Source organism: Brachybacterium sp. B718/18, assembly GCF_055454375.1.
In genome coordinates, this window is the sequence record NZ_JBVDDO010000005.1 from 1 (window position 1) to 13,794 (window position 13,794).

Consider the following 13,794-nt stretch of genomic DNA (forward strand, 5'->3'; position numbering starts at 1 on the left):
GCGGCCCTCGCCGCCGCCCTGGCCGCCGCGTCCGCCACGGCCCTGGCCGCCGCCCTGGCCGCGTCCGCGCCCACGACCGCCACCCGGGATGCCCGCCTCGCGGCGCGCCTGCTCCTCGGGGCTGTCCTCGGTGACCGGTCCGCGCGGCTCATGGGTCTCGACCCGCTGGCCCGGGGCGAGCGCGGTGAGCACGGGGCTCGCCGCGGTCACACCCTGGTGGCGGGTCGGGGTGATCCCGGCCTTGCGCATCAGGTCGTGGACGTCCTTCCGCTGCTCCGGGGTCTGCACGGTGATGACGGTGCCGGACTCGCCGGCCCGCGCGGTGCGGCCCGAGCGGTGCAGGTAGGCCTTGTACTCGATGGGCGGATCGGCGTGGACCACGAGCGCGACCTCGTCGACGTGGATGCCGCGCGCGGCGATGTCGGTGCAGACCATCGTGGTCGCGGTGCCCGAGCCGAAGGCCTCGAGGTTCCGGGTTCGGGCGTTCTGCGAGAGATTGCCGTGCAGGTCCACCGCGTCGACACCGCGCGCGGCGAGCTTGCGGGCGAGGTTCTTCGCCCCGTACTTGGTGCGGGTGAACATGATCGTGCGGCCCGGCGCGGCGGCGAGGTCGCGCAGCACGTCGAAGCGCGCGGTCGGGTCGACCTCGAGGACGTGGTGCTCCATGGTGCCGACGGGGCTCGTGGCCGGGTCGGCGGAGTGGGTGACCGGGTCGTGCAGGAACTGCTGGACGATCTTGTCCACGCCGGCATCGAGGGTCGCGGAGAACAGCATGCGCTGCCCCTTCGCGGGGGTCGCTGCGAGGATCCGGCGCACCATCGGCAGGAAGCCCATGTCGGCCATGTGGTCGGCCTCGTCGATCACGGTGATCTCGATGGCGGAGAGGTCGGCGTGGCCCTGGCCCATCAGGTCCAGCAGGCGGCCGGGGCAGGCGATGAGCACGTCGACCCCGCCGGCGAGGGCGTTGACCTGCGGGTTCTGCCCCACGCCGCCGAAGACGACGGTGCTGCGGAGCTTCCCGGCGCGCTCGAGCGGGGCGAGCGAGTCGGCGATCTGCGAGGCCAGCTCACGGGTCGGTGCGAGCACGAGCGAGCGCGGCCGACGGGCCTGGCGGCGGCGCGGCTCGGCGAGCAGGCGGGCGACCAGCGGGAGGAGGAAGGCGTAGGTCTTGCCCGAGCCGGTGCGGCCGCGTCCGAGCACGTCGCGACCCGCGAGGGAGTCGGGCAGCGTCGCCGCCTGGATCGGAGTGGGGGAGGTGATGCCCTGCGGAGCGAGTGCGTCGACGAGGGCGGTGGGCACGCCGAGGCGTGCGAAGTCAGAGGTGGTCACGAGGATCCGTTCTGCATGGTGCGTCCCGCCCGGTGCGCCCGGGCCCGGCGCCGCTGACGGCGTGGGGAGGGTCTGCGCAGTCGCCCGTGACGGGGACCTGTGCCGCGGCGGGGTGACGGCACTCGAGCTCCACGGTAGGGGCCGCCCCGCCCGGTGGCGAGACCGGGGCCCGCCGATGTGAGATACCCCGGCTCCCGCAGCGGAGCGTCGCGGGGACGTAGGGTGCGAGCACCGGGAGAGCTGGAGGACCGATGGCGCGCAGGGTGAGCATCAAGGACGTCGCCGAGAGGGCGGGCGTGTCCTGGAAGACCGTGTCGAACGTCGTCAACGAGCGGCCCGTGGTCCGCCCGGAGACCCGGGAGCGGGTCCTGGCGGCGATCGAGGAGCTCGGCTACGTCCCCAACCAGGTCGGCCGCGAGCTGCGCGGCGGGCCGACGGGATCCCTCGCGCTCGTGGTCCCCGAGCTGCAGAACCCGTACTTCGCCCGTCTCGCCGAACGGATGCAGGCCGCCGCCCGGGCTCGCGGGCGCACCGTGAGCGTCGAGGTGTCGCTGCACAGCGCCGCGACCGAGCGCGCCCACATCAGCGGCCGCAGCTCGCGCCCGGTGGACGCCGTGGTCATCTCCCCGTCGGCCCTGACCGCCGAGGACCTGCGTGACCGCACCTCCGGCCCGCCCGTGGTGCTGCTCGGCGAGATGCTGCTCGCCGCGCCGGACATCGTGCACGTGGCGATCGACAACGTCGCCTCCGCCGCCGAGGTGGTGCGCCACCTGGTGGCCGCCGGTCACCGTCGGCTGCTGTTCCTGGGTGCCGACGAAGGGCGCCGCTCCACGGGCGCCGACCGCCTCGTCGGCTTCCGGCTCGCGAGCGCCGAGGCCGGGCTCGACGAGGACCCCGCGCTGATCCGCCACGTGAGCGACTGGACGCGGGAAGGCGGCCGCGACGAGATCGCCGCGGCGCTCGCCGAGGGCCTCGACTTCGATGCGGTCGTGGCCGGCAACGACCTGCTCGCCATCGGTGCGCTGATCGCCCTGCTCGATGCGGGGCTCCGCGTCCCCGAGGACGTCGCCGTGGTCGGCTGGGACGACCTGGTCGAAGCGGCGTGGACGCGCCCGGCGCTGACGACCGTCGCCCCCGACCTCGACGCCCTCGTCGCCGCCGCACTCGACGCTGCCCTCGCCGCCCCCGCCGAGCGCGAGGGCGTCGAGCGGGTGATCGCGCACCGGCTCGTCGAGCGCGACACCACCCGCTGACCCGCGCCCCGCAAGCTCGTGCCCGTCGGCCGTGTCCACCTCGTGATTCCCACGTTGCACTTCGCGCTGGGGTGCGGTTGACTGACGCCTGACAGCCCGTCCGGCGCACCGTGCGCCGAGGCCTCAGCGCCGAGTCCCCTCGACCCCAGGAGCAGTCCGTGCCCGACCAGAACCCCACCCTGCCGGAGTCGCTCTCCGCGCTCTTCGCCCGAGCCGACGAGCTGGCCGCCCAGCTCGATGCGCCGCTCTCCGCGGCGGCGGACGTGCCCCGCCCCGAGCATCCGCGCCCTCAGCTGCAGCGCTCCGCCTGGCTGAGCCTCAACGGCACCTGGCAGTTCGAGATCGACCGCAGCGACACGGGTCGCGAGCGCGGGCTGCTCGACGCCGAGCTCGCCACCACCATCACCGTGCCCTTCGCGCCGGAGACCGCGGCCTCCGGCATCGGCGACCGCGACTTCCTCGAGGCCGTCTGGTACCGCCGCACGGTCGCTATCCCCGCCGACTGGGACGGCCTGCGCCCGATCCTCCGCTTCGAGGCCGTCGATCAGGACGCGACCGTGTGGGCGAACGGCGTGGAGGTCGCCCGCCACCGCGGCGGCTTCACCCCCTTCGCGGCCGATCTCTCGCAGGTCCCGGGCGTCGGCGCCGGCAGCGAGGTGACCGTGGTGGTCCGCGCCCGCGACCCGCACGATCAGCCCCAGGCACGCGGCAAGCAGTCCACCTGGTTCCGGCCCACGCACGCCAACTACCACCGCACCACCGGCATCTGGCAGAGCGTCTGGCTCGAGGGCGTCCCCGTCGACGAGATCCGCTCGCTGCGCATCCTCCCCTCGCTCGCCGCGGCCTCCTTCGCGATCGACGTGCCGCTCTCGCGCAGCACCCCCGGCACCACCCTCGAGGTCATCGCCTCCGTCCCCGGCGGCGGGGAGGTCGCGCGCACCTCCGTCCGCGCGGACCTCGACCTCGCCCCGCACCTCTCGCTGACGATCCCGTCGGAGCACGTGCGCGTGTGGGGCCCCGGCGCCCCCGAGCTGTACGCGCTGCAGGTGCGGCTGCTGGACGACGCCGGCGGCGTGCTCGACGAGGTCCGCTCCTACGCGGGTCTGCGCTCGACCTCGCTGAACGCCCACGAGTACCGCCTCAACGGCGAGAAGGTCTTCCAGCGCCTGGTCCTGGACCAGGGGTACTGGGAGGAGACCTTCATGACCACGCCGACGGACTCCGCCTTCACCACCGACATCCGCCTGGCGATGGAGGCCGGCTTCAACGGCGCCCGACTCCACCAGAAGGTCTTCGAGCAGCGCATGCTGTTCTGGGCCGACCTGCACGGCTACCTCACCTGGGGTGAGTTCGGCGACTGGGGCGTCTCGGGCCTCGGCCCGCTCGGCGACAACCAGCAGCCCACCGCCTCCTTCATCGGGCAATGGATCGAGGCGGTCGCCCGCGACATCAACCACCCCTCGATCATCGGCTGGTGCCCCCTTAACGAGACCCACCAGATCCTCCATGACCGCTACACCCAGCTCGACACCGTCACCCAGGCGATGTACGACGCGACCAAGCTCGCCGACCCCTCGCGGCCAGTGCTCGACGCCTCCGGCTACTCGCACCGGGTGCGCGGCGCCGACGTGTACGACTCGCACTCCTACGAGCAGGACCCGGAGCGTTTCCGCGCCGAGCAGTCCGGACTCGCCGAGGGGCGGCCCTTCGCAAACCGGCGCGACCTCGCGCCCGACGAGTACCCCTTCGCCGACGGCGAGTTCTCCCTGCCCTTCGCCGGCCAGCCGTACTTCGTCTCCGAGTACGGCGGCATCTGGTGGAACGAGCAGGAGGCCCGCGAGGCCGCCGAGGCCGAGCGCGCCGGCAACAACGCCGCCGAGTCGTGGGGCTACGGCCAGCGGATCGCGAGCGAGGCGGAGCTGTACGAGCGTTTCGAGGGGCTCACCCGCGTGCTGCTCGAGGACCCCCTCATGTTCGGCTACTGCTACACGCAGATGACCGATGTCTTCCAGGAGAAGAACGGCATCGTGGACTTCGCCCGCGGGCGCAAGCTCGACCTGGCCCGCCTCCGCGCCGTCCAGGAGAAGACCGCGGCGTACGAGGCGGACTGACCCGGAGATCCGCTGGCCCGGGTCCCCGCCGCCCACCACCCGGGGCTTATGGTCGATCAGAGCCGACTCTGGGACGCCGACGCGGCCTCCGCCGACGACACCACCGGAGAGGGGATGTTCGCCCCCGCGCGGTTACCGTCGACTCCCGCCGCCACGTCTCCGTGTACCGCCTGACCGAAGGGACCGCATGACTCAGGATCTCACCGCCCTCACCCAGGAGGACCGCCCCGGCCACCTGCACGTGGGCCTCGTCGGCACCCGCCCCGAGGCGCGCGGCCGGGGACTCGCCCGGGCCGCCCTCGCGCGCAGCCTCGCCTCCGGCCGTGCCGCCGGCTACGAGGAGGCGCAGCTCGAGGTGGACACCGAGTCGCTCACCGGGCCCACCCGGCTCTACGAGGCCGTCGGCTTCACCCGGGCCTCCGTGTACGCGACCTACGAGAAGCCGGTCGCCACGGCATGAGGAGGTCGCGATGAGAGCCGTCCGCTACGACGCCTTCGGCGTTGCGCCGCAGCTGGTCGAGCTGCCCGATCCGATCTGCCCTCCGGGCGGGGCGTTGATCGAGGTGCACGCCACCGGGGTGTGCCGCAGCGACTGGCACGCCTGGCAGGGGCATGACGACAGCGTCCGTCTCCCGCACGTGCCGGGGCACGAGTTCGCCGGGGTGGTCCGCGAGGTCGGCGAGGGCGTGCGGTCGTTCGCGCCGGGGGACCGGGTCACGGCCCCGTTCATCCTGGCCTGCGGGGAGTGCGCCGAGTGTCGGGCCGGAGCACCTCAGGTGTGCCCCGCCCAGCGCCAGCCCGGCTTCGACCAGCAGGGGTCCTGGGCCGAGCAGGTCGTGGTCACGGGAGCGGAGCACAACCTGGTCCGCCTCCCCGACGAGATCGAGATGACGCTCGCCGCCGGGCTCGGCTGCCGGGTCGGCACCGCCCATCACGCGGTCCGGACCCAGGGCGCCGTCCGCCCCGGGGAGCAGGTCGCGGTGATCGGCTGCGGCGGCCTCGGCCTCGCCTGCGTGATGATCGCCCGCGCCGCGGGGGCGGAGGTCGTCGCGGTCGACGTGTCCGCGGCGGCGCTCGAGGCCGCCCGCGCCCTCGGGGCCACCCCCCTTGCCGCCGGCGAGGACGTGGTCGACCGGGTGCGGGAGTCGACCGGCGGCGGTGCCCATCTCGCGCTGGACGCCCTCGGCTCCGCGGCGACGGCCCGCACCTCGATCCTGTCGCTGCGCCCCCGCGGTCGCCACGTGCAGGTGGGGCTGCTGCTCGGGGACGATGCCGACCCGGCGCTGCCGATGGGGCGCGTGATCGGGCAGGAGCTGCAGATCCTCGGCAGCCACGGTCTCGCCGTCGCGGAGTACGTGGATCTGCTCGCGGACGTGGCCGCGGGCCGCCTCGATCTCGGTCGCACCGTCGGCCGGATCCTCGCCCTCGAGGAGCTTCCCGCCGCGCTGCCCGCCCTCTCCGCCCCGCCCACCAGCGCCGGCATGACGGTGGCGCGGATCCGCTGACGCCTCTCCTCTGACGTCTCTGCGGGGCCCTGTGGAACCATAGCGGCCATGAGTATCACCGCTGCGGCCGACGGCTCCGCCCTCGGCAATCCCGGGCCCGCCGGCTGGGCCTGGTACATCGACGAGGACACCTGGCGCGCCGGGGGCTGGCCCCACGGCACCAACAACATGGGCGAGCTGAAGGCGGTCCTGGACCTCCTCGAGGCCACCGCGGTGGACGCCGACCAGCACCTGCACGTCCTCTGCGACAGCCAGTACGTCATCAACTCGGTCACCAAGTGGATGCCGGGCTGGAAGCGGAAGGGCTGGCGCAAGGCCGACGGCAAGCCGGTGATGAACGTCGAGCTGCTGCAGGCCATCGACCGGGCGCTCGCCGGTCGCAGCGTCGAGTTCGAGTGGGTCAAGGGCCACGCCGGGCACGCGATGAACGAGGCCGCGGACCGTCGGGCGAACGCCGCCGCGACCGCCTTCTCCAAGAAGCAGGATCCGCAGGTCGGGCCCGGCTACCGCGGCAGCGCCCGAGCGGCGTCGGACCCCGCCCCGTCCGACGAGCCCGACGATCTGTTCAGCCTCTTCGAGACCGACGAGCCCGGCCCCGGCGACGCCCCCGCGATCCCCGACCGCTGCGGTGCCCCCGAGGGCATGGAGCCCGCCCTCGCCGATACCGCCCTCGAACAGGTCGCCGCCCATGAACTGGCCCTGCTGGATCCGCGCCTGCGCGCCGATCCGCCGAGCGCCGCCGCGCTGCTGCATCCGCGCTTCACGGAGATCGGGGCGAGCGGACGCGCGTGGACCCGGGAGGAGCTGCTCGAGGAGATCGCGCCGGTCTCCGGCGTCGAGGCGGAGGACCTGGTCGCCGAGGAGGTCGCCCCGGGCGTCGTCCTGCTGACCTTCGCGACCCGGCGCGACGACGGCTCGCGCGTGCTGCGCAGCTCCCTGTGGCTGCGGGAGGGCGACCGGTGGCTGCTGCGCCACCATCAGGGGACCCCAGCCGACGAGCGGTGAGCGTCCTCGCGCCCACCGCCCCGGTCCCGCTCGCGGAGCGCGCCGCCGGCCCCGATCTCGCCCGCGGCCTGGCCCTGCTCGGGATCGGGCTCGCGAACCTCGTCGCCTGGCTGCACGGCGAGCCCTGGACGGTGCTGCTCAAGCGGGCCGATGCCGCCCCGCTCGACCGCGCGGTCGACGTGCTCCTCGCCCTGTCCGTCGACAACCGCCTCTTCCCCCTCTTCGCCCTGCTCTTCGGATACGGCCTCGGCATCCTCCACCGCCGCTCCCTCGCGGCGGGCGAGCGGCCGGGACGCTTCGTGCTGCGCATGCTGCGCCGCCACCTGGTGCTCCTCGCGATCGGCCTGCTGCACGCGACGCTGCTGTTCAGCGGGGACATCCTGGTGGCCTACGCGATGATCGGCATGCTCTGCGTGCTGCTCCTGTCCCGCCATCCGGTGCTCCTGGCGCTCGGCGGTGCGCTCGCCCTCCTCCCGCTCGGCACCTGGGGCTGGGCCGACGGGGTGGTCGGCCTCGGCGGCGGCGACGGGTACGTCCTCGCGAGCGCCGCCACCTATGCCGAGACGCTCCTGCCGCGCGCTCGCGAGGCGCTGTTCGACCTGGCCACGGCCCCCGCCTACGACCTCGGGCTGCTCGCCCCGATGGCGATCGGAGCCCTCGCCGCTCGCCACCGTCTCCTCGAGGACGTCCCGCGGCACCGCGCGCTGCTGCGCCCCACCGCCGCGGTGGGCCTCGGGATCGGGCTGCTCGGCGCCCTGCCGCTCACCGTCGTGCTGGTGCTGGACCCGCACCACGAGCGGCTCGACGCGGTGATCGTGCTGGGGATCCTCGGCACGATCCACCAGCTCACCGGGCTGGTGGCCGCGGTCGGCCTCGCCGCGGCCTGCGCCCTCCTCGCCGAGCGGCTGCTGCCGCCCCGGCCCGGGGACGGCGGGGCCGAGCCCGCCCGCCCGGGCGCGCTCGTCGCCCCCGCCCGCGCCGTGACCGCCCTCGGCACGAACTCCCTCACCGCCTATGTGGCGCTGTCCCTCGAGGCGCTGCTGCTCTTCCCGCCCTACACCCTCGACCTCGGCGCCCGTCTCGGCACCGCCCCGGCGGCGCTCCTGGTCGTCGCGGGCTGGCTCCTGCTCGTCGGCCTCGCCGAGCTGCTGCGGCGCCGCGGCCGACGGGGCCCGCTCGAGGCGTTCCTGCGCCGCCTCGCCCGGCCCCGCGGAGCGGGTGCGGCCGTAGGCTGAGCGCGATGACCGTCTACGCCGACACCCCGCGCTGGCCCCGCCACGGCACCGTCTGGGGCCACCTCGTCTCCGACAGCTCCCTCGAGGAGCTGCACGAGACCGCGGCCCGTGCGGGTCTGCCCCCGCGCAGCTTCGACCTCGACCACTACGACTGGCCCGAGCAGGCCCGGGACAGGCTGGTCGGCGCGGGGGTGCGGATGATCGGCGACGGGGAGCTGACCCGGATCCTGATCGCCTCCGGGCTGCGCGTCCCGCTGCGGGACCGGCCCGCGGCCCGCGCGCGGCGCACGGCCGAGCATGCCGCGGCGCTCGGTCTGGAGCCGGTCCCCGCGGATCTGGTCGTCGGCCTCCTGGGTCATGCCGATCCGCTGCCGCCTGCGTCAGGCGCCCCGCCCGGAGCGTTCCGGCTCGGCCGCGAGGAGCCCGTCGGGCCCGCCCGGATCGAGGCGCATGACGACGCGGGGCGCCGCGCCGCCGACCAGCTGCTCGCGCATCTCGACCAGCTCGCCCGTGCCCGCGGCGAGGCGGGCTTCGTCGGCCAGCTGCTGCAGCTCTGACGGCTCCGCCCCTGACAGAGCGACGACTGCGCCGCGCGACCACTGCGCCGCGCGAGCACCGCGCCGGGCTCAGCCGGCGGGGGAGTCCCCGTCGGTCCCGCGCACGTCGATCGCCCGGACCTGGTCGGGCTGGGCGCGGTCCTCCGGCTCGATCTCGGTGCTCGGCAGCTCGACCCAGAAGGTCGCGCCGCCGCCCGGGGTCTCCTTCACGCCGATGGCTCCGCGGTGCTGCTGCACGATGGTCGCCGCGATGGAGAGCCCGAGGCCCGCGCCGCCGCCCTGGGTCGCCGAGCGCACCCGCGAGGAGTCGGTGCGGTAGAAGCGCTCGAAGACCCTCTCGCGCTGCTCCTCGTCGATGCCCTCGCCGTGGTCGCGGACCTCGAGCAGCACCGTGCCCTGCTCGGTGTAGCCCACCGCGATCTCCACCGGCGACCCCTTGGGCGTGTGCCGGTTCGCGTTGCCGACCAGGTTGAGGATCACCTGGCGCAGCGAGGCCTCGTCGCCCAGCACGCCGATCGCGACGTGCGGCTGCACGGTCAGCGCCGTCCCCGCGAGCGACACCACCATCACCCGGCGCCCCGGGTCCAGGGCGCGCAGGTCCTGGGCCGCGTCGAAGAGCGCATCGGAGAGGTCCACGGGGGTGAGCGCGAGGTCCGGGTTCTCGTCGAGCCGGGCGAGCCGCAGGAGGTTCTCGACGAGCGAGCCCATCCGCCGCGCCTCGTCCTCGATGCGGCGCATCGCCGAGGCGACGTCCTCGTCGGTGCGCAGCGCCCCCATCCGGTACAGCTCGCCGAAGCCCCGGATGGCGGCGAGCGGGGTGCGCAGCTCATGGGAGGCGTCGCCCACGAAACGCCGCATCCGCGCCTCGGAGCGGGTCGCGTGCTCCTCCGACTCGGACTGCGCCGCGAAGGCCTGCTCGATGCGCACCAGCATCTCGTTGAGGGACATGGCCAGGGCGTGCACCTCGAGGCTGGTCTGCGTGACCGGCACACGTCGGGAGAGGTCGCCGCCGGCGATCTGCGAGGCGGTCGCCTCGACGTCGCGCAGCGGCTCGAGGGAACGGTGGGTCATGTACCCGCCGAGGCCCATGCCCACGAGCACCACCAGGGTCCCGACGAGCACGATGATCAGGGCCATCTCGTGCATGGTGCGGTCCACGCCGGTGAGCGGCAGGGCCACGTACACGCTGCCCTTCTCGGGCCCGGTGTTGAGCATCGCCACGACCCGCCAGCGGTTCTCCGCCGAGTCCAGCACGGTGAACGGCCGGCCCCCGCGATCCCGGATCTGCTCCTCGGTGAGATCCGGGAAGGGGACGGAGACGTCCTTGCTGCCGTAGTGGACGACGACCTTCTCGATCGACTGCCCCGAGCTGTCGCGCACCTCGACCGCGTACTCGACCGGGGTGTAGGTGCTCGAGCGCACCTCGTCGTCCTGCCCGGCGAGCTCGTGCTGGGCCAGCTCGAGCATCTCGCCCATGCCGGAGTGGAGGTTGTTGTCGACGGCCTGGATCAGCGTGCGGTTGAGCAGGAACAGCGAGAGGCTGCCGGTGATCACGGTGCCGAGCACCAGCAGCAGCGAGATGAGGGCGACGATCCGGGTCCACAGGGACACGGGCCTCTCGGTGCGCAGGGTCGGCAGGGCCACGACTCGGAGTCTTCTCGGGGCGCCCGGGCTCAGGCGCCGTCGGCGGCGCGCAGCACGTAGCCGATGCCGCGCTTGGTGTGGATCATCGGGTCGCCGATCACGTCGATCTTGCGGCGCAGGTAGGAGATGTAGGACTCGACGATCCCCACCTCGCCGGACCAGTCGTAGTCCCACACGTGGTCGAGGATCTGGGTCTTGGAGACCACGCGCCCGGCGTTGAGCATCAGGTAGCGCAGCAGCTTGAACTCGGTGGGGGAGAGCTCGATGGTCACGTCCCCGCGGTAGACCTCGTGCGAGTCCTCGTCGAGACGGAGGTCGCCGACCACGAGCGAGCTGTCGACCGCGGTCTCCGAGCCGCCGTGGGTGCGGCGCAGCACGGCGCGGATCCGGGCCACGACCTCTTCGAGGCTGAACGGCTTGGTCACGTAGTCGTCGCCGCCGACGGTGAGCCCGGCGACCTTGTCCTGCGTCTCGTCCTTCGCGGTGAGGAACAGGATCGGGTACTGCTCGCCGCGGTCGCGCAGCCGACGGGTCACGGTGAAGCCGTCCATGTCGGGCAGCATCACGTCGAGCACGACCAGGTCGGGCTGGTTCTCGGTGGCCTCACGGATCGCCTCGTTGCCGGTGGAGGCGGTGAACACCTCGAAGCCCGCGAAGCGCAGGGAGGTGGCGAGGAGGTCGCGGATGTTGGGCTCGTCGTCGACGACGAGGAGCCGGGCCTCGAAGTCCTGGTCTGCAGTCGTGGTCATGGGCTCACCGTCCTCCCCGAACGTGGGAGTCGGCTGAACGTCGGCTGGACGCGCTCACCGGGTGACGCGGCGGACCTTCTCCTGCTGCTTGCGCAGCTTGCGGATGGTCCAGCTCATCTGGATCATCCGCACGGAGCCGACGAGCGCCATGACCAGCGCGCCCGCGATCGCGGCGAGCAGCATGGCGACGCCGAGGGGCAGATCGAACTCGGCGCCGAAGTACTGGAAGCGGGCGGTGACGTTGTTCTGGATCACGAAGATCAGCAGCAGGACGAGGATCACCGCGCCGAGGATCAGGCCGATCCACATGCCGGCCGTCTTCCCGCCGCGGGAGGTGTCGAGCGGCTCCTCGACGACGGGCTCCGGTGCATCCCCTCGCGGCGCGGCGCGGCGCCCGGTGGGGGAGGAGGTCGGGGAGACCGCCGACGGCGGACCGGCGGGGGCCTCGGTCGCGCCCGACGGGGCGCCTGCGGTGGTCGGGACCTCGGGCGACGCGGTCTCCGCTGCGGGGCGCGGCGGCTCGGGAGCGCGACGGACGGGCTGGTCGGGGTTCTCGGGTCCGGTGCTCATGAACGCTCCTCGGGGTCGACGACTGGGCTCACTCTAGCGATCCGGCGACCTCGTCCGAGGCCCTACCGCCCGCGAGTCGCCGCAGGTCCTCGCCGTCCACGATGCGGTAGGCATAGCCCTGCTCGGCGAGGAAGCGCTGACGGTTCGCCGCGAAGTCCTGGTCCTGGGTGTCCCGCAGCACGACCGTGTAGAAGTGCGCGGAGCGCCCGTCGGCCTTGGGCCGCAGGAGCCGCCCGAGCCGCTGCGCCTCCTCCTGCCGGGATCCGAAGGCGCCGGAGACCTGGATCGCGACCGAGGCCTCCGGGAGGTCGATCGAGAAGTTCGCGACCTTCGAGACCACGAGGCGGGTGATCTCCCCGGCGCGGAAGGCGTCGAACAGCTCCTGGCGACGCCGCACCGGGGTCTGCCCGGTGATGAGGTCGGCGCCGAGCCGCTCGGCGATCTCCTCGAGCTGGTCGAGGTACTGGCCGATCACGAGCAGCGGCTCGTCCGGGTGGCGGGCGACGAGGTGCTCGACCACGTCGATCTTCGCCGGGTGCGCGGCGCCGAGCCGGGGGCGGTCCTCGGCCTCGGCCATGGCGTAGGCCATGCGGTCCTCGGCGGGCATGCTCACCCGCACCTCGGTGCACTCCGCCGGGGCGATGTACCCCTGCGACTCGATGTCCTTCCAGGGGGCGTCGTAGCGCTTCGGGCCGATGAGCGAGAAGACCTCGCCCTCGCGGCCGTCCTCGCGCACCAGGGTCGCGGTCAGGCCCAGCCGTCGCCGCGCCTGCAGGTCCGCGGTCATGCGGAACACGGGGGCGGGCAGCAGGTGCACCTCGTCGTAGACGATCAGGCCCCAGTCGCGGGCGCTCATCAGCTCGAGATGGGGGTGGATCCCCTTCCGCTTCGTGGTGAGCACCTGGTAGGTCGCGATGGTGACCGGGCGGATCTCCTTGCTCGATCCGGAGTACTCGCCGATCTCCTCGTCGGTGAGGGTGGTGCGGCGCAGCAGCTCGTCGCGCCACTGCCGCGCGGAGACGGTGCTGGTGACGAGGATCAGCGTGGTGCGCTGCATCGCGGCCATCGCCCCGGCGCCGACGAGGGTCTTGCCCGCGCCGCAGGGGAGGACCACGACGCCGGAGCCGCCGTGCCGAAAGCCTTCGACCGCCTCCTGCTGGTAGGGGCGCAGCTGCCAGCCGTCCTCCGCGAGCGCGATCGGGTGGGCCTCGCCGTCGACGTATCCGGCGAGGTCCTCGGCGGGCCAGCCCAGCTTCAGCAGCGCCTGCTTGAGCGCGCCGCGCTGGGAGGGATGGACGGCGACGGTGTCCTCGTCGAGGCGCGCTCCGAGCATGCCCTGCACCCGCCGGGCCCGCAGCACCTCCTCGAGGACGGGCCGGTCGGTGGTGCGCAGCACGAGCCCGTGCCGGGGATCGGCCTCGAGGCGGAGCCGGCCGTAGCGGTCCATGGTGTCGGCCACGTCGAGCAGCAGCGCGTGCGGGACGGCATAGCGGGAGTGGTCCACGAGGGCGGCGACGACGGTCTCCGCGTCGTAGCCGGCGGCGCGCGCGTTCCACAGGCCCAGGTCCGTGATCCGGTAGGTGTGGACGTGCTCGGGCGCCCGCTCGAGCTCCGCGAAGGCGGCGATCGCGAGCCGGGCCGCACGAGCTCCGGGATGGTCGACCTCGAGCAGGAGGGACTTGTCGCTCTGGACGATGAGGGGGCCGTCGGTCATCCCCTCAGGCTACGCCCGGGGTCCTGGCGCTGCGGCGACTCAGGCCCGGGAGAGCGATGTCCCGGGGCGCGGACGCGGCAAGCCCTGGCACGCTCGGACGCCGTCGGCGCGGACTCCCTAGA

Annotated in this window: 12 protein-coding genes; 7 read left to right on the forward strand and 5 right to left on the reverse strand. The window is 73.7% G+C overall.

Translation table 11 applies throughout. The features are described from left to right. A partial coding sequence (locus tag ACZCAH_RS09175) for a DEAD/DEAH box helicase (protein WP_464340786.1) occupies positions 1-1,329 on the reverse strand: 1,329 nt, incomplete at its 3' end. A 251-nt stretch (positions 1,330-1,580) separates the two neighbouring features. Between ACZCAH_RS09175 and ACZCAH_RS09180 the strand changes: the two genes are divergently transcribed. From ACZCAH_RS09180 to ACZCAH_RS09210, 7 genes are all read left to right on the forward strand, one after another. Continuing rightward, a complete protein-coding gene (locus tag ACZCAH_RS09180) occupies positions 1,581-2,582 on the forward strand; it encodes a LacI family DNA-binding transcriptional regulator (RefSeq protein ID WP_464340787.1) in 1,002 nt (333 codons plus the stop codon). 158 nt (positions 2,583-2,740) lie between these two features. Then, complete coding sequence (locus tag ACZCAH_RS09185; RefSeq protein ID WP_464340788.1) at positions 2,741-4,693, forward strand: glycoside hydrolase family 2 protein; 1,953 nt, start codon at positions 2,741-2,743, stop codon at positions 4,691-4,693. A 187-nt stretch (positions 4,694-4,880) separates the two neighbouring features. Then, complete coding sequence (locus tag ACZCAH_RS09190) at positions 4,881-5,153, forward strand: GNAT family N-acetyltransferase (RefSeq protein ID WP_464340789.1); 273 nt, start codon at positions 4,881-4,883, stop codon at positions 5,151-5,153. Between the two features lie 10 nt (positions 5,154-5,163). Continuing rightward, on the forward strand, positions 5,164-6,198 hold the full coding sequence (locus tag ACZCAH_RS09195) for an alcohol dehydrogenase catalytic domain-containing protein (protein WP_464340790.1): 1,035 nt from the start codon (positions 5,164-5,166) through the stop codon (positions 6,196-6,198). Between the two features lie 48 nt (positions 6,199-6,246). After that, positions 6,247-7,203 (forward strand): RNase H family protein, encoded by a 957-nt coding sequence (locus ACZCAH_RS09200; RefSeq protein ID WP_464340791.1) that lies wholly within the window; start codon positions 6,247-6,249, stop codon positions 7,201-7,203. Then, positions 7,200-8,438 (forward strand): DUF418 domain-containing protein, encoded by a 1,239-nt coding sequence (locus ACZCAH_RS09205; protein WP_464340792.1) that lies wholly within the window; start codon positions 7,200-7,202, stop codon positions 8,436-8,438. The genes ACZCAH_RS09200 and ACZCAH_RS09205 overlap by 4 nt, the downstream gene beginning before the upstream one ends. Positions 8,439-8,443: 5 nt before the next feature. Further along, positions 8,444-8,995 (forward strand): DUF4031 domain-containing protein, encoded by a 552-nt coding sequence (locus ACZCAH_RS09210; RefSeq protein WP_464340793.1) that lies wholly within the window; start codon positions 8,444-8,446, stop codon positions 8,993-8,995. Between the two features lie 69 nt (positions 8,996-9,064). On the opposite strand, the gene ACZCAH_RS09215 is transcribed toward ACZCAH_RS09210, so the two are convergent. From ACZCAH_RS09215 to ACZCAH_RS09230, 4 genes are read right to left on the reverse strand one after another with little or no spacing between them, the layout of a single operon-like run. Then, positions 9,065-10,639: a sensor histidine kinase gene (locus ACZCAH_RS09215; protein WP_464340794.1), complete on the reverse strand. Its 1,575-nt coding sequence runs from the start codon at positions 10,637-10,639 to the stop codon at positions 9,065-9,067. A 29-nt stretch (positions 10,640-10,668) separates the two neighbouring features. Further along, a complete protein-coding gene (locus ACZCAH_RS09220) occupies positions 10,669-11,388 on the reverse strand; it encodes a response regulator transcription factor (RefSeq protein WP_329747141.1) in 720 nt (239 codons plus the stop codon). Positions 11,389-11,442: 54 nt separating this feature from the next. Next, complete coding sequence (locus tag ACZCAH_RS09225; RefSeq protein WP_464340795.1) at positions 11,443-11,958, reverse strand: LapA family protein; 516 nt, start codon at positions 11,956-11,958, stop codon at positions 11,443-11,445. Between the two features lie 28 nt (positions 11,959-11,986). Continuing rightward, positions 11,987-13,672 carry a DNA repair helicase XPB gene (locus ACZCAH_RS09230; RefSeq protein WP_464340796.1) on the reverse strand — a complete coding sequence of 562 codons (1,686 nt, stop codon included), beginning with the start codon at positions 13,670-13,672 and terminating at the stop codon, positions 11,987-11,989. Positions 13,673-13,794 lie beyond the last annotated feature (122 nt).

Bases quoted from the DNA above. Each gene is read 5' to 3' on its own strand.
- ACZCAH_RS09180 (WP_464340787.1), top strand. From the start codon at position 1,581: ATGGCGCGCAGGGTGAGCATCAAGGACGTCGCCGAGAGGGCGGGCGTG.
- ACZCAH_RS09190 (WP_464340789.1), top strand. From the start codon at position 4,881: ATGACTCAGGATCTCACCGCCCTCACCCAGGAGGACCGCCCCGGCCAC.
- ACZCAH_RS09195 (WP_464340790.1), top strand. From the start codon at position 5,164: ATGAGAGCCGTCCGCTACGACGCCTTCGGCGTTGCGCCGCAGCTGGTC.
- ACZCAH_RS09200 (WP_464340791.1), top strand. From the start codon at position 6,247: ATGAGTATCACCGCTGCGGCCGACGGCTCCGCCCTCGGCAATCCCGGG.
- ACZCAH_RS09210 (WP_464340793.1), top strand. From the start codon at position 8,444: ATGACCGTCTACGCCGACACCCCGCGCTGGCCCCGCCACGGCACCGTC.
- ACZCAH_RS09220 (WP_329747141.1), bottom strand. From the start codon at position 11,388: ATGACCACGACTGCAGACCAGGACTTCGAGGCCCGGCTCCTCGTCGTC.
- ACZCAH_RS09225 (WP_464340795.1), bottom strand. From the start codon at position 11,958: ATGAGCACCGGACCCGAGAACCCCGACCAGCCCGTCCGTCGCGCTCCC.
- ACZCAH_RS09230 (WP_464340796.1), bottom strand. From the start codon at position 13,672: ATGACCGACGGCCCCCTCATCGTCCAGAGCGACAAGTCCCTCCTGCTC.